20 protein-coding genes are annotated in these 22992 nt (G+C 69.8%); 12 read left to right on the forward strand and 8 right to left on the reverse strand.

Annotated elements, in window-relative coordinates; translation table 11 throughout:
• Positions 1-69 precede the first annotated feature (69 nt).
• On the forward strand, positions 70-489 hold the full coding sequence (locus ABD830_RS17665) for a hypothetical protein (RefSeq protein ID WP_344988352.1): 420 nt from the start codon (positions 70-72) through the stop codon (positions 487-489).
• 18 nt (positions 490-507) lie between these two features.
• On the opposite strand, the gene ABD830_RS17670 is transcribed toward ABD830_RS17665, so the two are convergent.
• Complete coding sequence (locus ABD830_RS17670; protein ID WP_344988354.1) at positions 508-1116, reverse strand: TetR/AcrR family transcriptional regulator; 609 nt, start codon at positions 1114-1116, stop codon at positions 508-510.
• Between the two features lie 148 nt (positions 1117-1264).
• Between ABD830_RS17670 and ABD830_RS17675 the strand changes: the two genes are divergently transcribed.
• On the forward strand, positions 1265-1978 hold the full coding sequence (locus ABD830_RS17675; RefSeq protein ID WP_344988355.1) for an SDR family NAD(P)-dependent oxidoreductase: 714 nt from the start codon (positions 1265-1267) through the stop codon (positions 1976-1978).
• A gap of 61 nt (positions 1979-2039) precedes the next feature.
• Here the strand turns inward: ABD830_RS17675 and ABD830_RS17680 are convergent, their stop codons facing one another.
• Together ABD830_RS17680 and ABD830_RS17685 are read right to left on the reverse strand one after the other, a co-directional pair.
• Positions 2040-2705: a maleylpyruvate isomerase family mycothiol-dependent enzyme gene (locus tag ABD830_RS17680; protein ID WP_344988357.1), complete on the reverse strand. Its 666-nt coding sequence runs from the start codon at positions 2703-2705 to the stop codon at positions 2040-2042.
• Positions 2702-2854 carry a VOC family protein gene (locus ABD830_RS17685; protein ID WP_344988359.1) on the reverse strand — a complete coding sequence of 51 codons (153 nt, stop codon included), beginning with the start codon at positions 2852-2854 and terminating at the stop codon, positions 2702-2704. The genes ABD830_RS17680 and ABD830_RS17685 overlap by 4 nt, the downstream gene beginning before the upstream one ends.
• Here ABD830_RS17685 and ABD830_RS17690 point away from each other — a divergent pair.
• Both ABD830_RS17690 and ABD830_RS17695 read left to right on the forward strand, forming a co-directional pair.
• On the forward strand, positions 2831-3220 hold the full coding sequence (locus tag ABD830_RS17690) for a nuclear transport factor 2 family protein (RefSeq protein ID WP_344988361.1): 390 nt from the start codon (positions 2831-2833) through the stop codon (positions 3218-3220). The genes ABD830_RS17685 and ABD830_RS17690 overlap by 24 nt on opposite strands.
• A gap of 284 nt (positions 3221-3504) precedes the next feature.
• Positions 3505-5037, forward strand: a complete 1533-nt coding sequence (locus ABD830_RS17695; protein WP_344988363.1) for an alpha/beta fold hydrolase — start codon at positions 3505-3507, stop codon at positions 5035-5037.
• Between the two features lie 59 nt (positions 5038-5096).
• Here ABD830_RS17695 and ABD830_RS17700 read toward each other — a convergent pair whose 3' ends face one another.
• Positions 5097-8633, reverse strand: a complete 3537-nt coding sequence (locus tag ABD830_RS17700; RefSeq protein WP_344988365.1) for an alpha-N-acetylglucosaminidase TIM-barrel domain-containing protein — start codon at positions 8631-8633, stop codon at positions 5097-5099.
• 122 nt (positions 8634-8755) lie between these two features.
• Between ABD830_RS17700 and ABD830_RS17705 the strand changes: the two genes are divergently transcribed.
• Together ABD830_RS17705 and ABD830_RS17710 are read left to right on the forward strand one after the other, a co-directional pair.
• The gene (locus ABD830_RS17705; protein ID WP_344988367.1) at positions 8756-9943 is read left to right on the forward strand and encodes an ROK family transcriptional regulator; all 1188 of its coding nucleotides are present in this window, start codon (positions 8756-8758) and stop codon (positions 9941-9943) included.
• A 107-nt stretch (positions 9944-10050) separates the two neighbouring features.
• A complete protein-coding gene (locus ABD830_RS17710) occupies positions 10051-12429 on the forward strand; it encodes an ExeM/NucH family extracellular endonuclease (RefSeq protein WP_344988369.1) in 2379 nt (792 codons plus the stop codon).
• Between the two features lie 84 nt (positions 12430-12513).
• On the opposite strand, the gene infA is transcribed toward ABD830_RS17710, so the two are convergent.
• The 3 genes from infA to ABD830_RS17725 all read right to left on the reverse strand — a co-directional run bounded on the left by infA (position 12514) and on the right by ABD830_RS17725 (position 14327).
• Positions 12514-12738, reverse strand: coding sequence for a translation initiation factor IF-1 (gene infA / locus ABD830_RS17715; protein WP_344988371.1), 225 nt, complete (start codon positions 12736-12738; stop codon positions 12514-12516).
• 41 nt (positions 12739-12779) lie between these two features.
• Positions 12780-13565, reverse strand: coding sequence for a GNAT family N-acetyltransferase (locus ABD830_RS17720; RefSeq protein WP_344988373.1), 786 nt, complete (start codon positions 13563-13565; stop codon positions 12780-12782).
• Positions 13566-13751: 186 nt separating this feature from the next.
• Positions 13752-14327 (reverse strand): GNAT family N-acetyltransferase, encoded by a 576-nt coding sequence (locus ABD830_RS17725; RefSeq protein ID WP_378520940.1) that lies wholly within the window; start codon positions 14325-14327, stop codon positions 13752-13754.
• Between the two features lie 180 nt (positions 14328-14507).
• Between ABD830_RS17725 and ABD830_RS17730 the strand changes: the two genes are divergently transcribed.
• The 5 genes from ABD830_RS17730 to ABD830_RS17750 are packed head-to-tail and all read left to right on the forward strand — an operon-like array spanning position 14508 to position 21781.
• Positions 14508-16568: a carbohydrate-binding protein gene (locus tag ABD830_RS17730; RefSeq protein WP_344988375.1), complete on the forward strand. Its 2061-nt coding sequence runs from the start codon at positions 14508-14510 to the stop codon at positions 16566-16568.
• A gap of 38 nt (positions 16569-16606) precedes the next feature.
• On the forward strand, positions 16607-18700 hold the full coding sequence (locus ABD830_RS17735; protein WP_344988377.1) for a glycoside hydrolase family 36 protein: 2094 nt from the start codon (positions 16607-16609) through the stop codon (positions 18698-18700).
• Positions 18701-18711: 11 nt separating this feature from the next.
• Positions 18712-20031, forward strand: coding sequence for an ABC transporter substrate-binding protein (locus tag ABD830_RS17740; protein WP_344988379.1), 1320 nt, complete (start codon positions 18712-18714; stop codon positions 20029-20031).
• A gap of 11 nt (positions 20032-20042) precedes the next feature.
• Positions 20043-20957, forward strand: coding sequence for a carbohydrate ABC transporter permease (locus ABD830_RS17745; RefSeq protein WP_344988381.1), 915 nt, complete (start codon positions 20043-20045; stop codon positions 20955-20957).
• Positions 20954-21781: a carbohydrate ABC transporter permease gene (locus ABD830_RS17750; protein WP_344988383.1), complete on the forward strand. Its 828-nt coding sequence runs from the start codon at positions 20954-20956 to the stop codon at positions 21779-21781. The genes ABD830_RS17745 and ABD830_RS17750 overlap by 4 nt, the downstream gene beginning before the upstream one ends.
• Here the strand turns inward: ABD830_RS17750 and ABD830_RS17755 are convergent.
• Positions 21774-22535 carry a hypothetical protein gene (locus ABD830_RS17755; RefSeq protein ID WP_344988385.1) on the reverse strand — a complete coding sequence of 254 codons (762 nt, stop codon included), beginning with the start codon at positions 22533-22535 and terminating at the stop codon, positions 21774-21776. The genes ABD830_RS17750 and ABD830_RS17755 overlap by 8 nt on opposite strands.
• Before the next feature lie 102 nt (positions 22536-22637).
• On the opposite strand from ABD830_RS17755, the gene ABD830_RS17760 reads away from it, so the two are divergent.
• Positions 22638-22982, forward strand: coding sequence for a hypothetical protein (locus tag ABD830_RS17760; protein WP_344988387.1), 345 nt, complete (start codon positions 22638-22640; stop codon positions 22980-22982).
• Positions 22983-22992 lie beyond the last annotated feature (10 nt).

Consider the following 22992-nt stretch of genomic DNA (forward strand, 5'->3'; position numbering starts at 1 on the left):
GGTCGCTGACCGCCAATTCCTGAAAGGCGCACAAAGCGTTAGCTCTGACCGCTCCGAAGGGAATCCGCCATGAGGCGCAGCGAAAAACTCCTGGCATTCACCTTGGCGACATGTGCCATGACCGCCGGCCTTGTCGCCGGCTCCGTGCCCAGCAGCTTCGCCGAGCAGCAAGCGCTCCCCGCGAAGGAGCCGTGCCGATTCGCCAAAACGGCCGTGGAAGAGTGCGCGAGCACGGATCCCACCGCCTCGGTGGCTGTCATCAACACGGGCAACACCTCAAGGTGCAGATTCGAGAACGTCGTCGACTGGGGCGACGGCTCAGTCGACGTGTACCGGACCGGCGGAAGAGAATCCGATGCCGTGATCCCGCTGGGGTCTCATACCTACAAGTCCAGCGGCGTACACAAGATCTCGCACAAGGGTCAGGTGCTGTCGGGCAGCCACTGTTCCTTCAACCCCAGCGAGTACACCTTCACACACGGTAGCTAGAACCCAGCTTCTGGCTGGTCAGCCACGCACTGCAGCCAGGCACTCGTCGTACAGATCCATGATGTCGCCCTTGCCGTCATTGTCGACCCACGTCATCGTTGCGGCATCCAGGCATGCGAACGCCGTCGCGATCACTGCGCGGGCCTTGACGTTCACGCTGCCGGTAGCAGCATCCATACGCGCCTCGATGAGCGGCAGCAGGTCCTCCTGGAATCGCAGTCGCTTTTCGAGCCAACCGGCACGTAGCGAGGCGGTGTTGTGCAGGAGACGGAACCGCTCCAGGGCCTGTTCGCGGCTGTTGTGCAGGTTCAGTACGGCAGCCACCCCTGCGCGCAGGGCCTCCCAGACACCGGCTTCGGTCGGCAGTTCGCTGATCGTGTCTGTGAGGACCTGGCCGAACCGGTCCTGGTTGCCGCCGAGAAGGTCCTCCTTGGTGCCGAAATAGCGGAAGAGAGTGCGCTGGGAGACACCGGCTTCTCGGGCGATCTGGGCGATGGTCGTCTCGTCGTAGCCCTGCTCGGTGAACAGGCGCAGAGCCGTCTCCAGGATCTCCCGGGAGGCCAGCTGCCGTGTCCGGTCCCACAGCGTGGCCGGTGCATCCCTCGCCGTCTCGGCTTCCTGCTTCATGTGCCCAGGTTAACTGAGCACTGCCACGGTGACACTCGAACGCATGTTGGCAGTCGCTGCCAAGATGTCGTACGCTGCCAAAAATGATCGTCGCGGTAGAGCCGCGCACCGATCCCCCTACCTCCCGGAAGCACGCAAAGGACGCATCATGTCTGCACCTGCAGCTTTGATCACCGGTGGAACCAGCGGCATCGGCAAGGCGACCGCTGAACTGCTCCGCTCCCGCGGCTACCGCGTCATGGTCACCGGCGTCAGCAACCTCGCCGACGCCGGACTTCCCGATGACATCGCGATCGTCCGGGCCGACGCACGGTCCCTGCCGGACATCGACCGCGCGATGGAGCAGGCACGCCGGCAATTCGGCTCCCTCGACCTGCTCTTCCTCAACGCGGGCATCTCCCGGCCCGGCCCGATCGAGTCAACCGACGAAGCCGCCTTCGACGCCCTGTTCGATGTCAACGTCAAGGGCAGCTTCTTCACCCTGCAGAAGGCGCTCCCGCTCCTCAGCGAGGGCGCCTCGGTCGTGTTCACCGTGGGCGCCGGCGAAGGGATCGGAGCCGCCATGACCGCCGCCAAGGGCGCACTGGTCCCCCTCATGCGCTCCCTCGCGCTCGAACTCGCCCCCCGCCGCATCCGCGTCAACGCCGTCAGCCCAGGACTGATCAACACCCCTGCCTACAGCAAGATGGGTGTCTCCCAGGAAATGATCGACTCCTGGGCTCGGGACGTCCCGCTCGGCCGCGTCGGCGCTCCCGCCGATGTCGCCGAAGCCGTGGCCTTCCTCGCTTCGGACGCCGCCGGCTACATCACCGGCGACAACCTTGTCGTCTCCGGAGGCATCGGTGTCCACGCCCGCCCCTGACGAGCGGTTCCGCACTCGGCCACGGGCCATGTGCCTGTCGCCTGGCGGCGTGCGGCCGAGGTCAGGGCGTCTCACCGCGTTCGCGCAAGGTCGCCACACCCTCGCCTTCGAGCTCGTCGCAGTACGAGGCGCGCCCGGTCATGGCCATCGTCAGCGCCAACGTGGTGCCCGCCACGAGCGGGCCGGAGCCCGCGGTGAAGGGCCCGTCGTTCGCGAAGAGACGCAGGCCGCTGATCCGCCCCCTGGCGAGGACGACCAGGTCAGAGCGCCGGTAGTAGTCGGCGACCACGGTGAGCGTCTCCATCGGGTAGTCGCGGCGGATGCCCAGAGGCCGCCGGATGTCCTCGCCGTGCACGATCGTCTCGCCCAGCATCGCCACGGTCGGCAGGGGCGGTTTGGTGGTGCCGGTGATGACGCCGCGGAACCTGCCGAGCGTCTCGGCCGGGCTCGCTCCCAGCTGCTCGGCCAGCCGCATGGCCACCTGTCTGTCGAAGTCGAAGCGGCAGCGGATGACGCCTGCCAGCCATCGCACCGGGTTGAGGGTGGCGCCCGCGGTGAGGTGCGCCAGCACCTCGCGCACGGTCAACCCGGTGCACAGCGACGGCGTGACCCACTGCTCGCCGGTCAGATCCGCCAGGTCGGCCGCCAGGGCCGCCCGTTCGGCGTGGATCAGCGACCAGAGGTCGGCGTCGCGGTGCCGGGTCGGCCGGGATACCGGGTCGGTCATGCGTCCCTCCTGCTCAGCAGGCCGACCAGGTTGCCGTCGGGGTCGGCGAACACCGCGATCCGGCCGAGCGGTGTCGGCACCGGCTCACCGCGGAGCGGATCTCCTCCCCCACCCAGCAGCAGACCTTGCGGAAGCTGGGCGACGCCCACGTACGCAAGCTGGTCACCGGATTCGCCACGGCGCTGGAACGCGGCGACGCCGACGCCCTGGTGGCGCTGCTGACGGAGGACGTCACCTGGTCGATGCCACCGATGGCGCACTGGTACTCCGGCTTGGAGGCCGTCGCCGACTTCGCGCTTCAGGTCCCGATGACCAGATGCCCCAGTTGGCGCACCCTGCCCACCAGCGCGAACGGCCAGCCCGCCGTGGCCTTCTACCTCGGCGCCGACCCCACCGGGCCGCATCTCGCCTGGTCGATCACCGTGTTCGCGCTGCGTGGCGAGCACATTGCCGAGATCGTCACCTTCCTCGGCCCCGACCACTTCCCACTCCTCGCCCTGCCTGCCTCGGTGTAGGCGCGGCGGGGCAACGATTAGCGCCATCATCACGATATTTCCGGCCATATCACGATCTATGACGTCCATAGGTGAATGTTTCGTGGTACGACGTACGAGCGAACGTGTGGATCGGCTGGATGGTGCGCTCGGCCTGCCCACGGTGCGCGCTCGCCGCGCCGCCGGGCCACGGGGCCGTCGACGGGGACGATCAGAGTCGGCCGCGTGCCATGCGAGGGCCAGTCGACGACGATTGGAGCGATGTGCGACCGAAGTCCTCTGTACTGGCCGCCGCCTTGGCGGTGGTGGCAATCCTGTTACCGACCCTGTTACCGACCGCGGCGGCCGCAGGCGCGGCCACCCCGGACGGAGCCTCGGCGGAGGCGGCGAAGGGCGGCATCGTCTGGGCCCCCTGCGAGGAGGAGCCCTCCGCCGAGTGCGGCACGCTGACCGTGCCGATCGACTGGTCGAGGCCGCAGGGCCCCACCATCGACCTCGCTCTCGCCCGGCGCAAGGCCACCGATCCCGCGGCTCGGATCGGCTCCCTGGTGATCAACCCGGGCGGGCCGGGCGGATCGGGCGTGGAGGCCGCCTACGGCGCTCCCGACTTCTTCACCGAAGAGCTCCAGCGGCACTTCGACATCGTCGGCTTCGACCCCAGGGGCGTGGGCCGCAGCCACCCGGTGATCTGCTCGGCTTCGCTGTACAACCAGATGCCGTACGCGGTCATGACCAGCCAGGCCGACTTCGACAGGTGGAGCGCCTACGCCAGGAGGCTGCGCCAGGACTGCCGGGCCCGTACCGGCCCTCTGTACGACCACGTCGACTCGGCGAACGTCGCGCGGGACCTGGACGCCATCCGCGCCGCCCTCGGCGAGGAGAAGCTCACCTACTACGGGATCTCCTACGGCACGCTGATCGGGCAGATGTACGCCGAGCTGTTCCCCGGCCGCATCCGGGCCCTGGCGCTCGACAGCAACATGGACCACAGCCTCGGCGTCAAGGCCTTCCTCGACACGGAGGCGGCCGCCGTCGAGGACGCGTTCGACGAGTTCGTCGCCTGGTGTGAGCACGAGTCCGCCTGCGCCCTGCACGGCCAGGACGTCCGGGCGCTGTGGGAGCGGCTGCTGGCCAAGGCACGCAGCGGGCAGCTGTACTACCCAGGCGTCACGGACCGCCCGATGACCGAGGTGCAGGTCCTCTGGCAGGGCGTGCTGGGGACCGAGGGCCCCGCCTGGCAACTGCTGAGCGAGATGCTGCGCGCACTGGACGGCGGACCGCTGCCGGAGTGGGTGCCTCCGCCGCCCGGCCGGCAGCCCGTGACAGGGGAGGTCGCCGAACTGCCGACCACGATCCTCTGCGAGGACTACAACCTGCGGGTCCGCAATTACCACGAGTACGCCGCGCTGCTGCGCAGCTCCCGCCGCCTCGCTCCCGACATGCGCCTCAATCCGATGCCGATCGAGGACCTGCCCGTCTGCCTCGGCCACCCCACCACCAACCCGCAGCACCGGCTGCGCTACACGGGCAGTGCTCCGCTGCTGCTGGGCAACTCGATCCACGACCCTTCCACGCCGTACGTCTGGTCCGCCGACGTGGGCCGCCAGCTCGGCCCCAAGGCGGTGCTGCTCACGTACGAGGGCTGGGGCCACCGCATCTACGGCAAGGACGAGTGCAGCACGGTGCCCATCGACAACTACCTGATCTCGCTGACCGTGCCCCCGCACGGCTTCCGCTGCCCCGTGGGCGGCCGGGCCGACGCCACGGTCAAGCGGCAGCCTGAGCTCTGGCCGACCGACCGACTCCCCTGGGGCGGTCCCAGGGTCAGCCACGACTGAGCACGCATGACGCCGCCCATGGCCGCCGGCTGCGTGGCCATGGGCGGCGTCCGCGCGGGTCACTGCTGCGGCGTCCCGTACACGCTGACCTCGGTGAGGTGGAACGACAGGTTGGCGCTGTTGTGGGTGCCGACCACCCGGACATACCGGGCCTTGGCCTCGGTGGTCATGGTGTCCCCGGCGTCGGTCACGGCCCGGGCGCCTTGGCGGCCGCCGAGGGTGTACCAGGTGGTGCCGTCGAGGCTGCCTTCCAGCCGGTACTCGTAGTAACGCCCGCCCCCGACATAGTTGCGTACGTTGACGCGTGAGATGTCGTTGACCGCGCCCAGATCGACCTGCCACCAGGTGGTGTCCCAGATCAGCTGGCTGGCGAAGTAGGGCGAGTTGGCCCGGTTGCCGTCGTTCGCGTGCTCTGGACCCCGGTTCGGCTCCCAGCTCAGCGCGGTGACCGGCTTGCGGAGGCTCTGCAGCGTGTCCCCCGCGCCGTCGCGGGCAGTCGACGGGGCCGGTGCCGGATCGGTCAGCGTGGCGACCGCCTGCTGGCCGGTGTGGCGGTTGGCCGCGCTGACGAACAGGCCGGCGTCGAGCGCGGCGCCGGTGCCCGGGACGCGGGCCGACCCGACCAGCGACCAGTTCCTGCCGTCGCTGCTGCACGAGCCGGTGAGCCGGTCGCCGGACCTGCCGATGCGCACCTGCACCGGTGGTGCGAACCCGCCCACTTCCGCGTACGAGTCGAACTGCCCGTTGCCGTCGGAGTCCCAGCTGAACACGCAGCCGTGACCCGGAGTGACGGCGATGTTCGCGTAGCCGGTGGAGCCGGGGGTGGCCAGGTCGTTGCTCACCACCAGCCCGGCCCGGGTCCACTCCGACGAGCCGTCCTCGCGCAGCACCGTGCTCGCGAGCTGCTGCCCGTCGGCCAGGGCGCCCTTGCGGTAGGCGGTGGCCAGCTCGTTGGTCTCCCGCCACAGATCCGCACCGCCCGCCGCGATCGCGACGCCGTCGCCGGTGGGCGCGAACTCGGCCGGCACGTTGGCCATCGTCCGGTACGACGCGGGCACGGCTCCGGCGATCAGCAGGCGGGTCGAGGCCCGGTCCTGCCGGTCGGCGTCGCCGGATCGCCAGGAGGCGGTGACGTCCAGCGCCAGGGTGTCGCCCGGGGCCTGGTCGGCAGGGACGGTCACCGTCCACGTGGCGGTGAGCTTGCCGAGCGGGGCGACCTGGTCGGCGCGGCTCGGTGAGGTGGCCCGCACCTGGAACCCGCGTGGGACGTCGGGCCGGAGCGTGACCTTGCCGGTGGGCCGCAGCGTGTTGTCGTTGGTGAACACGGCGGTGACCTGCACCGTCTCGCCCGGCTTGACGCCCTTGCGGTCGACCCCGACGGTCACCGCGCCGTCCGGCAGCGCCGCCACCCGGCTCGCCTCGCGGTAGAAGTCGCCGCTCGGTTCGGAGGCCAGCTTGGTGCCGGCTTTCGCCCAGTCCTGGGCGACGGCGAGCCAGTCGATCGGCTCGGGGTACTCCTTGCCCGAGCGCAGCGCGGTCTTCAGGTGGTCGAAGAAGAGCTGCCACCGCTTGGCGTAGTACTGCCCGACGAGGCCGTTCATCTCCCTGCGGGCGTAGTCCTGCAGACGGGCGCCGGTGGCCCAGAGCGTGACCAGCGACTTGAGGTTGTAGTCCAGGGTCGCCGCCTCGGCCGGGGTGGCGGCCTGCCGGCGGGCCTCCTTCTGCCAGACCCCGAGCAGGAAGTTCTCGTCGGTGCCGAGCAGCCGATCCATCAGCCGCATCTGGTCCATCCACTGGCCGGTGAGGCGCTCGAAGCGGTCGAGGTCCTTGGCCCGGTAGGCGGCGCGGATCTCGGGCAGCCGCAGCCGGCTGTGGTTGGCCAGCACCTGCCGTGCGACGTCGACGAGGTCGTAGCGGTAGGCGCCGGAGCCGCGCAGCCGCCGGTCCACCTGGAGCAGCTCGTCGAGCGCCCGGTCGAAGGCGGCGATGTCGTACGGCAGCGGGTAGCCGGTGTTCGCCAGGCCGGGCTCGTCGTCGTACAGGCCGGTGACGTGCCGGCTGTCGGCGCCGGCGGGCCAGCTGTAGACGGTGTCGAGGAGGATCTGCCAGGCCGCCTTGGCATGGGGATCGTCGCCGCCGTACCGGGCCGTGGCGTAGTCGGCGAACCATTGCCGCATGTCGACCGGGCCGTCCTGCCACGGCAGGTCGGCGAAGAACGCGACCGCGGCCGGGTTGTTGTCGATGGCCTCGGGCATCACCGCGATGCCGTTCAGCGCCGTGCGGGGCTTGTCACGCCAGGCGTGGAACTTCTCGTTCCACACGGTCAACCGGGCGCCGAGATTGACATGGCCGCCGAAGTTCCAGATGGTGCCGAACGCGTACCCAGTGCCGAAGAAGTCCTTGTCCCGGTCGGTGATGCCGGGTTCCTCGCTGATGCCGTCGACGATGAACATCTTGGTGCGGTCGATGGCCTGGAGCGTCGCCGGCAGCGGGTTGCTCTGCCAGCCCAGGATCGTCCACAGCGCATCGGGGTGGGCGGCGTTCAGCGCCCGCTGCACCGCCTGTGACGCCTGCGCGACGTTGACCGTTCCGGCCGTGCCGCCTTCGTGCAGCAGGTCCATCTTGTACATCGTGCTGGAGCCGAACAGCTCGTTCTGCACCCGGTAGAACGTGGCCGCGACGCGCTCGAAGACGGGATTCGTCGGGTCGAGCCAGTGGGGGCGTTCGAGCTGGTTCCAGGTGCCCTGCGGGACCGTGTTGGCGCCCGGGTTGCGGGTCTTGAAGTCGGTCGGCACGGTGCCGAAATAGCCGGGCAGCACGGGGACCATGCCCAGCGAACGCAGGCGGTCGGCCATCTTGCGGCCGAGCCCGATCCGCTGGTCGATGAGGTGCTGGGAGATCGGGCTGTCGGTGCAGCACATGTTCTGCAGCAGCCACCAGGACTGGTGGCCCGGCTGCGGGATCCACTGGCGCATCTCCTGGTCGGAGTAGCCGAACTCCATGAAGGTGCGCTGGTAGACGGCCTCCTGGCCCTCGTAGACGAGCACCTCGTTGATGCCGTGCAGGGCCAGGACGTCGATCCGCCGCTGCCACTCCGTCCAGCTCAGGTACGCGCCCGCGTAGCCCTGGTTGGTGTCGTTGAGTGCGAAGCGGTGATCCACCGACGAGTCCCTGGCGATGGGGGCCGTGGGCAACGGGAGGCGCTGGGGCAGGTCGGTCTGGGAGCCGTTGATCGAGATGTCGGCGTGGGCCACCTGGCGCAGGTAGGAGCCGAAGCCGGTCAGCTGGACCGCGGGGGTCGTACCGGCGACGACGAGGCGGCCCTTGTCGGCGTACACCTCGAACCGGTCCCGGCCCGCGCCCTTGTCGAGCGTGCGCAGGGTGACCTGCTTGGCGCGCGATGTTCCGATCAGGCGTTCCAGGGCCTGCGCCGCCGGACCGGCGAGCCCGGCGGACGCCGGCTCTGCGGGCGTGTCGGCCGCCGCGCCGGGCTGATGGACGAAGGGGGCGGCGAGCATCGAGAGCAGGACGGCGAGCGCCACCAGGGGTCGCGGTAAGAGCGGGACGGGGCTTCGGGGTTCGCGGGAACGGGTCATCGGCGGCCACCTCCGAGGGGGCGTGCAGGGGCACCAATTATGTAAAGACTTTACGTAAACACTTTACGAAATATACTCAGCCGTAGGCGACCGGTAGGTCAAGACCCCGGATGGGAGCGCGGATGAAGGAGGAGCGGCCGGCGGGCACGCCGGTGCTGCGCAGGATGAACCGGGCCGCGGTGCTCGACGCCGTCCGGCAGTGCGCGCCCGAGCCGGTGCGGTTGGCCGAACTCGCCCAGCTGACCGAGCTCACCCGCCCGACGGTCGCCCAGGCGGTGGAGGATCTGCTGGCCGCCGGCTGGCTGCGGCAGCACGCGCCGCAGCCGGCCACGGTGGGCAGACCGGCGACGCGGTTCTCACTGAACGGCCGGGCGGCGCCCGTACTCGGCCTCGACCTCGGGCCGCACACCGTCACGGCGGGCATCACCGACCTCGCCGGTGAGCGCCTCGCCGTGATCCGCCGGACGGTCCGTCGGCGCGACGCCCGGCACCTGCTCGAGGCGGTCGACGAGACAGCGGGCGAGGCGCTGGCGACGGCCGGCCTGGCCGCCGAACAGATCACGGCGGTCACCGCGGGGACCCCGGGCATCGTCGAGGCGGGCACCGGCCGGGTGCTGTTCGCGCCGAGCGTGCCGGGCTGGTCGGAGATCGACCTCGTCGGCCACCTGCGGGCCCGTTTCAGGTGTCCGGTCACGGTGGAGAACGACGCGAACCTGGCCGCGCTGGCGGCGGCACACCAGCGCACCGGCTCGGGCACCCTGCTCGCGGTCCAGTGGGGTGAGCGGCTCGGAGCCGGGGTCGTCATCGACGGGCGGCTGCATCGGGGCGCGGGACAGGCCGGGGAGATCGGCTTCATCCGTCCCGCCGGCGACCTTCCCGGCTCGACCGGCGACGGCCGTGGGCCGTTGGAGCGCGCGATCGGCGCCGAGGCGATCGTCGATCTCGCCCGCCGCAGCGCCGCGGAGCATCCGCAGTCCGGGCTCGCCCGTGCGACGGACGCGGCCGCCGTCTTCGCGGCCGCCGCCGCGGGTGACCCGGTCGCCGCCGAGGTCGTCGACCAGGTCGCCGCCGTCTTCGCCGAGGCGATCGCACCCGCCGTTCTCGTGCTCTCCCCGCACGCCATAGTGATCGGCGGTGGCATCGCCCGAGCCGGCGCGGTCCTGCTGGACGCGATCGCGCGGCACCTCGAAGACCTGACCCTCACCCCGCCGAGCGTGGAGCTGTCGGAGCTGGCCGAGGGCACCGTACTCACCGGCGCCACCCAGATGGCGCTGGACGAGGTGTGGCGCGACACCCTGGCCGCCTGCTGAACGGGGTGTCAGGCGAGGATCACTGTTCAATGTCAATATTTGAAATTTCATAACTCGTCCATGTCTTATATGGGTTTTCCGGCGTTTGTCGGTTTACGCTCCCCCGCATGCGTGTTCAGTCCCGGGCCTTAGCGGTCCTCGTTGCGGCCGGCGTCGTCGCCGGTTCGATCGCAGCCCTGTCCTCACCCTCCGTGGCCGCGACCCCCGGAACCGTGGTCATCAGCCAGGTCTACGGCGGAGGAGGCAACTCCGGCGCCCCCTTCAGCAACGACTACGTCGAGCTGTTCAACCGCAGCGGCGCCCCCGTGTCACTGGACGGCTGGTCCGTGCAGTACACCAGCGCCGCCGGCACCGGGAACTTCGCCTCCAACAAGGCCGACCTCTCCGGCACCCTGGCCCCCGGCCAGTACCACCTCGTGCAGCTCGCCGCCGGCACCACTCCCAGCGGCGCGCTCCCCCAGCCCGACAACGTCGGCGCCATCAACATGAGCGGCACCGCGGGCAAGGTGGCGCTGGTCCGCTCGAGCGACGGCCTGGCCTGCAACGGCTCCTCCACCGCCTGCTCCGCGGACCAGCTCGCGCTGCTGGCCGACCTGGTCGGGTACGGCACCGCGAACTTCTCCGAGACCTCTCCCGCTCCCGCGCTCACCAACGCCACCGGCGCGTTCCGTAAGAGCGGCGGCTGCGCCGACACCGACGACAACGCCGCCGACTTCGAGGCCGCGGCCCCCGCGCCCCGCAACGGCGCCACCGCCTCGGCCCCCTGCGGCGGCGGCGACCCGTCCCCGACGGCAAGCCCGACGCCCACGCCGACGGTGACCCCCACGCCCTCGCCGACGCCGACCCCCACGCCCACCGAGAGCTGCGACACCGCGCCCACGCACCAGATCTCGCAGGTGCAGGGCAGCGGCGAGACCAGCCCGGCCAACGGTCAGAACGTCCGCGTCGAGGGCGTCGTCACCGCCGCCTTCCAGGGCACGGGCCAGTTCGGCGGCTTCTACCTGCAGGCGCCCACGCCCGACGCCGACCCGGCGACCTCCGAGGGCCTGTTCGTGTACTCCTCCTCGCCGGTCAAGCCCGGTGACCGGGTCCTCGTCTCCGGCAAGGCGATCGAGTACAACGGCCTCACCGAGATCTCGCCGGCCACCGCGGTGAACGTCTGCGGCACCGGCACGATCAAGCCGACCAGGGTGAAGCTGCCGCTCAAGAAGGACACCACCCTCGAGCGCTACGAAGGCATGCTCGTCACCTTCGACCGCGACCTCGCCGTCTCCGAGATCTACAACCTGGCCAGGTTCGGCGAGATCACCCTCGCCGGCGGCGCCCGGCTGTGGCAGCCCACCGACCGCAAGAAGGTCAACACCGACAAGGACGCGCGGCGCGCCATCCTGCTCGACGACGGCTCGACCGTGCAGAACCCGCCCACGCTGCCGTACCACACGGAGGGCTCGAACTCCGTCCGGATCGGCGACGAGGTGAAGGACCTGACGGGCGTCCTCACGTACGGCTTCGACGCCTACCGCGTCCAGCCGACCGCACCGGTGGTCATCAAGGCCGAGAACCCCCGCCGCGCCCAGCCCGCGAAGGTCGGCGGCGACATCCGGGTGGCCAGCCTCAACACGCTCAACTGGTTCACCACGCTCAAGTCCCGCGGCGCCACCACCGCCGCGGAGCGGGACCGCCAGCTCGCCAAGCTGGTCGCCAACATCACCACGCTCAACCCGGCCGTGGCCGGGCTGATGGAGGTCGAGCGCAACGACAACGTGGCGCTCAACACCCTGGTCGACGCGCTCAACGCCAAGGCGGGCGCCGGCACGTACAAGGCGATCACGCACCCCAACCCGGGCACCGACCTCATCCAGACCGCGCTGATCTACCAGCCGGCCAAGGTCACCCCGATCGGCGCGGCGCGGTCGTCGTCCGACCCGATCTTCAACCGGCCGCCGCTCGTGCAGACCTTCGGCAAGGCCGACGGGACCGGGAAGACCTTCACCGTGCTGGTGAACCACTTCAAGTCCAAGGGCTGCACCGACGGCGACGGGACGGCCTCGGGTGACGACGCCGACCAGGGCGACGGCCAGAGCTGCTACAACGCCAAGCGCGTCAAGCAGGCCAAGGCCGTGCTGGCCCTGATCGACAGCCTCCAGCTGAAGAACGCGCTCGTCCTCGGCGACATCAACGCCTACGGCGAGGAGGACCCGATCCACACCTTCGAGGACGGCGGCCTGACCAGCCTGAGCAAGAAGTACGTCAAGAAGGACGACCGCTACAGCTACGTGTTCGGCGGCCTGTCGGGTGAGCTCGACCACGCGCTGGCCGACAAGGGCGCGCGCAAGCTGGTGACCGGCGCCACGATCTGGCACGTCAACGCCGACGAGGGCCGGTTCATGGACTACAACACCGAGTTCAACCCGCCCTACCTGTACGCACCCGACGCCTTCCGCTCCTCCGACCACGACCCGCTGCTGATGGGTCTGAAACTCTGAAAGGACTCGTGAGCCGCGCCGGAGGGGTCCCCGGCGCGGCTCACGCCGGCGGGCATGTCGAGAACGCGCGGCCCTCGCCCGTCGCTACGTGCGGTAGCGGTACATGATCCGCCCCCGGTTGAGGTCGTACGGGCTGAGCTCCACGAGCACCCGGTCAAACGGAAGGATCTTGATGTAGTTCTTCCGGATCTTCCCGCTGATGTGCGCCAGCACCTTGTGCCCGTTCTCCAGTTCCACCCTGAAGGTGGCGTTCCGCAGACACTCGACCACGGTGCCTTCTACTTCGATGCCGTTCGATGTTCTTGGCATGTTTCTCGCACTCCTCCCTGAGGTCGTTGATATAGGGGACGTCAGCGGAGCACCAACTCCAGGTTGCTGCCCGCACGCCGGGCGCCGATGCCCTCGAACAGCGCCGTGGCCGCCCCGTTGGACTCGTTCACCTCGGCCGATGCCGTTTCGATCCCGCCTCGGTGCAGTCCGCTCAGCACGTGGGCGAGCAGCGCTCGAGCGATGCCGCGGCGCTGCCGGTCGCGCCGGACCGCGATCAGCCCGATCCGCGGCCGCCTGGTCATGGTCGCCAGCCGGAGCAGTCCCACGTATTCACCGGACTGTGCCGCCGCCGCGTACTTCGACGGGTCGCGCAGGGTGGCGCCATCCAGGCGGGGCAGCATCTCAGCCGGCATCTCCCGCCATCCGACGGCAGCCTCGACCTCGTCGCGGATCACGCGGTCCAACGTGCGCAGCGGGCCCTCCTCCGCCTCGCCTACGCCGAGCAGCGTCACGCCTGACGGCGGTGGCACCGATCCGAGTCCCGTGACCTTCGGGTCGGTGGGCACGACGTAGTCCCACTCGCGGCGGCGGGCCGTGAAGCCGGCTCGCTCCCAGTTCGACATCAGGTCGAGATCGGTCTCGTCGACCACCGTGTGCAGCGGCTTCGGCAGGTCCGGCAGCATGGCCTCGGCGAGTCGGTCGAAGACCGTGTCGTGCCACGCGTCGATGCTGATGAAGATCCGTCCGTCGGGCCTGCGGGAGACGTCGCCGCGGCCGACCGTCCGGTCGTCCTCCACGGCGTGCCATTGGCTCTCGGCGACCCGCGTGATCACTACGGGGCCCGAAGTGAAATGCGCAGAATTCATAGGTGTTGCCTTTCGGAGTGCCTTGTCCAGGCGCTCCCGGCGACACCTACGTCAATCGCCCGACCGTGACGACGAGGGGAGCACCCACATCGATACAGCGTTCATGGGTCTCACCTCCTGGTGTGGTGTCACGGTGACCGGAACGCTATCAGCCCGGATGGCGTACCGTACAACCATTTTTCCGGCTCATTTCCAGGTCATGTTGATCGTGCGTTCGACGTTGACGTATCCGGCGCGTCGGAAGGCGTTCGCCATGGGAGCGTTGCCGAGGTCCGTGGCCGCCCGGATGCGGGGAACGTCCTGCGCGGCGAGGACACGGGTGCCTTCGGCGAGGATGTCGTCGATGTAGCCGTTGCCCCGGTGTGCGGGCAGTACGGCGAGGTAGCCGATGATGGGGTTGTAGTCGTTGCGGGCCGGGGTGACGAACCCCACCGGCTCGCCGTCCGGCAGCGTCGCGACCCGCCACCAGTCCTGCGGGCTCCGGTAGTGCGCGAGTTCGTCCTCGTAGTGGGTGACGGCCGCCTCGCGGGCGGACATCCGGGCCAGGTCCTCGCGGCTGTGCGCGTCGAGCGTGCCGTCCAGGACCTGGGTCATCAGGGAGAGGATCTCCTCGGTGTCGCGGACCGGCCGGAACGTCAGGCGCCCGCTCGGCTCGGCGATCGGCGTCCCGGGGCGCCACTCCAGGCGCAGGCGTTCGACGAACAGGCGAGCGCCGGTCCGTTCCAGTGCGGCCATGCGGTCCTCGACGACGCGCCTGGCCACGGCCGCCTACCAAGCGCTCGCCTGAGACTTCCTCGTAACAACCTGGTAACAGGGTCTTTTCCTCGTCAATGTGAGCGGTCACACTCAGGCTTCAAGGAAATGTGACCGGTCACATCCATGCACCTCCACGTCCCCCCGAGGGCGCGAAAACGCCCGAGCACGCAAGGAGGTAGTCCCGTCATGAGGAGGAAAAATGCCTGGTCAGCGGTGCTGGCGGTGGTCATGGTGACCGCTGTCACGCCTGCCGCCCCCGCCCAGGCCGCGTCCCAGCTCGTCGTCGACCTCGCCACCCAGACCGGCGCCCTGCGGTACGGCGCCACCGGCTTCCTGTACGGGCTCGGCGACGAGGGCATCCCGAACGAGACCATGCTGGCCGCCCTCAAGCCCCAGGTCACCGCCCAGAAGGCCCCCGACGGCCTGCAGCACCCGAACGGTGACGCGCTCAAGATCGCCCCCATGTTCAAGCGCGCCGGCGGCCGCGACATCCAGATCTACATGCAGGATGTCTACAAGCAGTGGCCGTACGAGAACCTCGGCATCAACGACTACCTGGCCAAGGTCGACACCATGGTCAGGAAGGTCGTCGCCGACCCGTACCGCGCCTCGTACGTGTACGTCCCGTTCAACGAGCCCGACCAGATCTGGTACGGCGGCAACCTGACCGGCTTCATGAACGACTACAGGACCGTCTACCGCCGGATCCGCTCCATCGACCCCGGCGCCCGCATCGCCGGCCCCAACTTCGCGAGCTACCGCTCGGCCGATCTGCGCACGTTCCTGCAGTTCGCGCGGGACAACGCCGTGCTGCCCGACGTCACCACGTGGCACGAGCTGGGCAACGACTTCTTCACGAGCTGGAACGCGCACTACTCCGACTACCGGGCCATCGAGTCGAGCCTCGGCATCTCCCCCAGAAGCATCACGATCAACGAGTACGGCCGGTCGTCGGGCGACCTGGGCGTGCCGGGCAATCTGGTGCAGTTCGTGGCCAAGTTCGAGAACAGCAAGGTCGACGGCTGCCTGGCGTACTGGACGACGGCCGGGGGGCTGAACGACCTGGTCACCAGGAACAACCAGGCGACCGGCGGCTGGTGGCTGTACAAGTGGTACGGCGAGCTGACCGGCGGCACCGTGGCCGTCACCCCACCGGCGGCGAGCGGCTCGCTCCAGGGACTGGCCGCGTTCGACCAGGCCAAGAAGCAGGCCAGGGTGATCTTCGGCGGGAACAACCCGGCGAGCGGCACGTACGACACGAACCTGGTCGTCAAGGGCATCCCGAGCGCGCTGGGCACTCCGGTCCACGCCACCGTCTGGGGCGTGGACGACACCGGGCTGAACCCCTCCCCCGGCCCGTACAAGCTCACCGAGGCCGACTTCACCCCCGCGAGCGGCCAGGTCACGATCCCGCTCACCGGGCTCAAGGGCTCCTCGGCCTACCACGTGGTCGTGACCCCGGCCAAGGCCGCGACCAGCGGCTCCCGCTATGAGGCGGAGTTCGCCGACCTGTCGGGCTCGATCACGTACGGCCAGGTCTCCTCCGTGGACGGGAGCACCCGGTTCGTGGTCACGGCCCCCACGGACGGCTACTACAACGTCGGCCTGCGCTACTCGGCCCCAGGAGACGGCGGCGCCTCCCGCACGGTCAGGCTGCGGCTCAACGGCTCCGACCTGACCGACGTGACCCTGCCCGCCGCCACGGGCTGGAACACCGTCACCGCCAAGGTGTTCCTGACCGCGGGCATCAACCGCCTGGAGGTGGGCGCGGCCCAGCTCGACTACATCGACGTGGCGTCGTCCTCGGGCACGATCACCGCGTACGAGGCCGAGTCCGGCGCCAACACGCTGGGTGGTGCCGCCAGGGTGTCGTCCAACTCGGCCGCCTCGGGCGGCGGCTACGTCGGCTACGTCGGCGCCGGGGCGGCCAACACGCTGCGCTTCAACAACGTCACCGTCCCGTCGGCCGGCCGCTACCGCATGGTCGTCACGTACGCCAACGGCGAGCTGGGCGAGGGCGCGAGCAACTACAACACCAACATCGTCGACCGTTACGCCGACATCGCGGTCAACGGCGGCTCGACCGTCCGGCACTACTTCCGCAACACGCTGGGCTGGTCGAACTACCGCACCACGGTGGTGGACGTCACACTGGCCGCCGGAGCTAACACGATCACGTTCGGCAACGCCTCCACCAAGTACGCACCCGACATCGACCGCATCCAGATCGCCGCACCACTCGGCTAGAGCAAGCACCGCTCAGCAAGATCAAGCAAGGGAGATCCATGAACACCAGCGTCGTCTGGGGCCACCCGAGTCTTCGGGTCGTGCTCGACGTCTCACCCGACGGCCCGGTCGGCATGCGGTCGCTGTCACGCGGCGACACCGCCACCGCGCACCGGCCCCGGGCGACGCAGCCGCTGGTGGAGCTGCTGCTCCCCGGCACCGGACGGGCGCACTCCTCACACCGCTTCTCCCAGACGGCCGTCGGCCGGCGCCTCGCCTACCTGGGCTGTGACCAGAGCACGGACGGGCCGTGGCACCTCCTGCGGGTGCACCTGCACGACGCGGAGAGCGGGCTGGACGCCGAGGTGTTCCTCCGCTCGGCGGACGGGGTGGCCGCGTTCCAGGCGTGGACGCGGGTGACCAACCGCGGCCAGGCTCCGGCGCTGCTGCTGGGCGTCACGTCGTTCGCCGCCGCCTTCGCCGGCTCGGTGGACTCCTCCGACGTGGTGCGGGCCGACAACGAGTGGCTGGGCGAGAGCCGCTGGGTCCGCGAGCCGCTGCGCGGGCAGGCCGTACCTGATCTGCACCTGTCCCTGCACGGCCAGGACGGCCGCGGCCGGCTCGCGGTCGTCGGGACGGGCACCTGGTCGACCGGCGCCCACCTGCCCACGGGCGGCCTGATCGACCGCGACAGCGGGCAGGCGTGGCTGTGGCAGATCGAGCACAACGGCCCCTGGCGCTGGGAGGTCGGCGAGCGGCTCGACGGCCCGTACGTCGCGCTGCTGGGGCCGACCGACATCGATCACCAGTGGCAGCATCGGCTCGCGCCCGGGGAGTCGTTCACCACGGTGCCGGTGTCGGTCGCGGTGTCCGGCGAGGGCCTGGAAGGGGCGGCCGCGGCGCTGACCGCGCACCGGCGGGCCATCGTCCGGCCGCATCCCGACCGGGAGCGGCTGCCGGTGGTGTTCAACGACTACATGAACACGCTGTTGGGCGACCCGACCACGGCCAAGCTGCTGCCGCTGATCGACGCCGCCGCGGCCGCGGGAGCCGAGGTGTTCTGCGTGGACGCCGGCTGGTACGACGAGGACGGCTTCTGGTGGGACAGCGTCGGCGAGTGGCAGCCGTCGCAGACGCGCTTCCCGCGCGGCATCAAGGAGGTGCTCGGCCGCATCCGTGAGCACGGCATGGTGCCGGGCCTGTGGCTGGAGCCCGAGGTGATCGGGGTACGCAGCCCCATGGCGGACAAGCTGCCGCCGGAGGCATTCCTGCAGCGCGGCGGCGTGCGCCTGGTCGAGAACGGCCGCTACCACCTCGACCTGCGCCATCCCCGCGCGGTCGCGCACCTGGACCAGGTCGTGGACCGGCTGGTGGAGGAGCTGGGCGTCGGCTACTTCAAGCTCGACTACAACATCGACCCGGGAGCGGGCACCGACCTGGACGCCGACAGCGCCGGCGATGGGCTGCTGGCCTGCAACCGGGCCCACCTGGCCTGGCTGGACGGCGTGCTCGATCGCCACCCCGGGCTCACCCTGGAGAACTGCGCGTCCGGCGCCATGCGCATGGACTACGCGATGCTGTCCAGGCTGCACCTGCAGTCCACCAGCGACCAGCAGGACTTCCGGCTCTACCCGCCGATCGCGGTGGCGGCGCCGATGTCGGTGCTGCCGGAGCAGTCGGCGAGCTGGGCGTACCCGCAGCCCGACATGTCGGACGAGGAGATCGCCTTCGCGCTCTGCACCGGCATGCTGGGGCGGCTCTACCTGTCCGGCCACCTGGACGGGATGAGCGCCGCGCAGCTCGACTCCGTCCGCGACGCCGTACGCGTCCACAAGGAGATCCGCGCGGACCTGGCCCGCGCGACGCCGCTGTGGCCGCTCGGGCTGCCGCGCTGGGACGACGGCGCGCTCGCGCTGGGACTCCGTTCCGGCGACACCACATACGCCGGCGTCTGGCGGCGGGACGATGCGTGGTCCGTACGGCTCGACCTGCCCCATCTGGCGGGCCGTGCGGTCGAGATCGACGTCCTTTACCCGCGGCACCTGCCGGACTGGGATCACGACTGGAAGCCCGGCCCTGGCGTGTTGACGCTCACATCCCGCGGCGAGGAGCCCCTCTCCGCCCGGATCCTCCGCATCCGCACCGCCTCATGAAAGAGACCACCATGAAGACGAAATGGACGGCCGCCGCCGCCGCGGCGACGCTCGCGCTCGGGCTCGCCGCGTGCAGCGACCCCTCGGTCGAGACCTCCTCCTCAACCTCGGCCGCCCCCGCCACCTGGGCCGACCCGTCCGCGAAGCTCGACGGCGTCAAGCTGACGATCTGGGCCGCGCAGAACAGCAACACCGTGCCCAAGGCGGTCATCGCCGGGTTCCAGAAGGCGACGGGCGCGACGGTCGAGGTCGTGACCATCCCGGACCCGTACGAGCAGGGCATCCAGACCAAGGTCGCCACCGGCGACAAGCCGGACCTGGCGTTCTGGCAGCCGACGGCGTCCATGCTGACCGCGATCAACGCCAAGGCCAACCTCCAGCCGCTGAACGACGCGCCGTGGCTGTCGCAGCTGTCGCCGGACCTGAAGGACATCACCGGCATCCTGGACGGCACCCGGTACGCGGCCCTCGTCACGAGCCCCGCGGTCGAAGGCGTCTACTACAACAAGGAGGTCTTCGCCGCCAACAAGATCACCAGTACGCCGAAGAACTTCGACGAGATGGTGAAGCTGGCGCGCACGCTCAAGGGCAAGGGCGTCACCCCGTTCTTCGAGATGGCCGGCGACAAGTGGGCGACCCAGTGGTGGGTGCAGGTCCAGCTCGCGGACGCGGCCAAGGACGGCCTGTGGGAGCGGGTCAACACCGGCAAGGAGAAGTTCACCGACCCGACCGTGGTCGGGGCGATCAAGACGTACAAGTCGCTGATCGACGAGGGGCTGTTCAACTCCGACATCAGGACGGCGAAGTTCGAGGACCAGGGCGCGGCGCTGCTGGGCGGCAAGGCCGCCATGGTCGTGCAGGTGAACTCGTTCTTCGGGCAGCTGCAGGCCTCGGCCGACACCGCGACGCTGAACAAGAAGATCGGCTTCTTCCCGATCTCGCCGTCGGGGAACGTCGGCACGTTCATCCCCGACCAGTCCAACGCGCTGGTGGCGTTCAAGACCGGTGACGCCAAGCGGGAGGCCGCGGCGCGGCAGCTCCTGGCGTACTGGATGGGACCCGGCTACAAGGACTTCGTCGCCGACCGCAACACCGTCTCCCTGGAGCCGTCCGTGCCCAGCCCGGCGGGCGTGCCGCAGGCGCTGCTCGACGTGCACGCCTCGCTGCCCACCGCCGTCGGGTCCATGCAGGCGCTCGCGGTGGCCAACCCCGACCTGTACCTGAACCTGGCCGACATGATCAACGGGACTCTGACGCCCGAGAAGGTCGCCTCGGCCACGCAGGACCAGTTCGCCCAGCTCGCCAAGGCGGCCGGGGCGAGCGGTTTCTGAGGAGTCCCCACGTGCTGACCACCACCCCCGCGCGGCAGACCGCGCCCCGGCGCACCACGACCCGCGGACGTCCGATCGTCCGCCGACGCACGCACCCCATGTGGTTCATGGCCCCGGCGTTCGCCATCCTGCTGGTGTTCTTCTTCCTGCCGACGGTGTTCAACTTCGTCTACGCCTTCACCGACTGGTCGGGCTTCAAGAGCTCGATCCGTCCGGTGGGGCTGGAGAACTTCACCGACCTCGCCTCCAACGGCACGCTGTTCCGGTCGCTGCGGGTCACGGTGGTGTACGCGGTGCTGGTGGCGGTCTTCCAGAACGCGTTCGGCTTCGGCCTGGCCGTGCTGCTGGAGCGCGACACCCTGGTCAACCGGGTGGCCAGGGTGTTCTTCCTCATCCCCGTGCTGATGTCCGCGCTGGCCGTCGGCTACATCTTCCAGGCACTGCTCAAGCCCACCGGCGGCCTGAACCGGCTCCTCGGGATCGACTACACCTGGCTCGGCGACACCACCTGGACGATCGTGGTGGTCGCGCTGATCCACGCGTGGAAGTGGATGGGGCTGTCGATGCTCATCTACCTGGCCGGACTGAAAACCGTCCCGGAGGACATCGTGGAGGCCGCCCACATCGACGGGGCGTCGCGGTGGCGTACGTTCTGGACGGTCCGCTTCCCGCTGCTGGCTCCCGCGATCACGTTCAACGTCGCCACGGCGCTGCTGGGCTCGATGAACGGGTTCGACGTCGCCCAGGCCACCACCGGCGGCGGCCCCGCCCGTACGACGGAGATCCTCAACATCTTCATCTACCGCACCTTCGGGCAGGGGCTGTTCGCGCAGGCCACGACGATGAGCCTGGTGCTCTTCCTGCTGGTGGCACTCATGGCCTTCCCCGTCATCTACGTCCTGCGCAAGCGGGAGGAGGTCCTGTGAGCAACCTGATTCTCTGGCGGAGACTGCAGCCGGTCGTCGCGCTCGTCCTCGTGGCGGCGTCCATCGGCGTCCCGCTCTGGCTGGTGCTGGTGACGGCCGGCAAGTCGCAGGGCGAGGCGCTCCAGCCGGACCTGTCGCTGCCGTCCCAGTGGCACCTCCTGGAGAACCTGGGCCAGGTGTGGGTCGACGGCAAGGTGCTGCAGGCGACGCTGGGCAGCCTGCTCGTCGTGGTGCCGTCGGTGGTGGGGGTGCTGCTGTTCGGGTCGATGGCGGCCTGGATCCTGGCCCGGCGCGCCACGCGGATCAACGCCGTGCTGTACGCGCTGGCGATCAGCGGGATCGTGCTCCCGCCCGCCGTCGTCACCGTCGTCCTGCTGCTGCGCCAGCTCGGCCTGGCCGGGACCGCGGTCGGGATGATCGGCGTCTACATGGGCATCTACCTGTCCACGGTGATCTTCTTCGTCACCGGCTTCGTGCGTACCATCCCCGACTCGCTCGAAGAGGCGGCGCAGCTCGACGGCGCGAGCCCGTTCAGGGTCTTCTGGCTGGTCGTGCTCCCGCTGCTGCGCCCGGTGCTGGCCACGGCCACCATCCTGGTCTGCCTGTACGTCTGGAACGACGTCTTCTACGCCTTCTTCGTCATCGGCGGGCGGCTGGACACGCTGCCGCTCAACCTCTTCCGCGTGGCCAGTGCCGGGCTCTACCTCAACAACTGGCACCTGATCTTCGCGTACGTGATCCTGATGAGCCTGCCGCTGGTCGTGGTCTTCGCCGTCGCCCAACGGAAGATCATCTCGGGCATCACCAGCGGCGCCGTCAAGTAATGGCGTCCACGTTCGCCCTCCGCGGTCGCATCAGGTCGAGGTCCTCGCCCCATGCGTCCAGGACCGCACCGTGCCCGGCGGTCCGGGCCGCCGCCTCGACCTGGGCGAAGAGGCTCTGCTGCAAGGACACCTCACCCGTTCGCGAGATGCGGTCCAGTGCGTCCAGCAGCATGCCGGTGTCCCAGCCGGGCAGCGGGTACCGGGCCAGCTCCCATTCCAGGTACTTGTTGTAGGGGCGGGGGCGGCGGTCGAGGGCGAAGAGCAGCTCCAGCAGGAACCGGAGGCTGTCGGCGGCGTCGAGGCGGGCGGCGAGCACGTGCCCGTCGCGGTCGTTCTTGACGGAGCGGTAGAGGGAGTTGGCATAGGCGTCGAGCCATTCATCGGCATCCCGGAACGCCTCATCGGCGTCGAGCCGTGCCTTGGCGGCCAGGATCCGGGCGATGTCTCCGTCGAGCCGGTCGAGCACCACCCTGGCGCGGGCGAGGGCGTAGCGCTCGAAGCCGGGCATCCCGGCCGCGCGGAACTCGGCGAGGCGGATGATGACGAGGTCGAGCTCGGGAGTGCGGTGGCCGGTGAACCGGGTGAGATCCGTTGCCGCGCTGTCGGCGAGGACGACGTACAGGTCGTGGTCGGAGTGCTCGGTGATCATGTCGTCGTGGGCGTGGGAGCCCTTGAGGACGAGGCCGACGACGGCGGGGTCGGCGGTGGCGAGTTCGACGAACGCGTCGTAGGTGAGGGGCTGCTGAGCGGGCATCGTGTGATCTCCGGTGGGATGGTGACGGTTACGCCTGTCGGGTGACCCACTGATCATGATCATAAGTCTCGCTCGTCCGGTAAGTCCTGCCATCATCGGATCATGGGCACCTGGGTCTATCTGCGCGGCTGGCTGGAGTTCCACGGACAGCGGCCGGCGGCCGAACGCATCATCGGCCAGGGCGAGGCCCAGGGCTGGGCCTTCCCCGACGGAGGCTGGCTGGACGCCGCCTGCTACGCCCGCGCCGTCCGCGCGCACGAAGTCGGCGAGGTGCTCGACCAGGTACGCCGGATCGCCGCGCTCCCCGCGACCGATGATGACGACGACCGGGTCTGCGGCCTGTTCTTCGCCTTCCACGAGGTGGACGGGCAGAGCGAATGGCGGGTCCGCGACGGCGAGGTCGTCGTCAACCCGGCCCCGACGCGCTACGACTACCTGTGGAGATAGCCGCCGCCCG

Origin of the sequence: Nonomuraea helvata (genome assembly GCF_039535785.1) — a bacterium.
GTDB lineage: Bacteria > Actinomycetota > Actinomycetes > Streptosporangiales > Streptosporangiaceae > Nonomuraea > Nonomuraea helvata.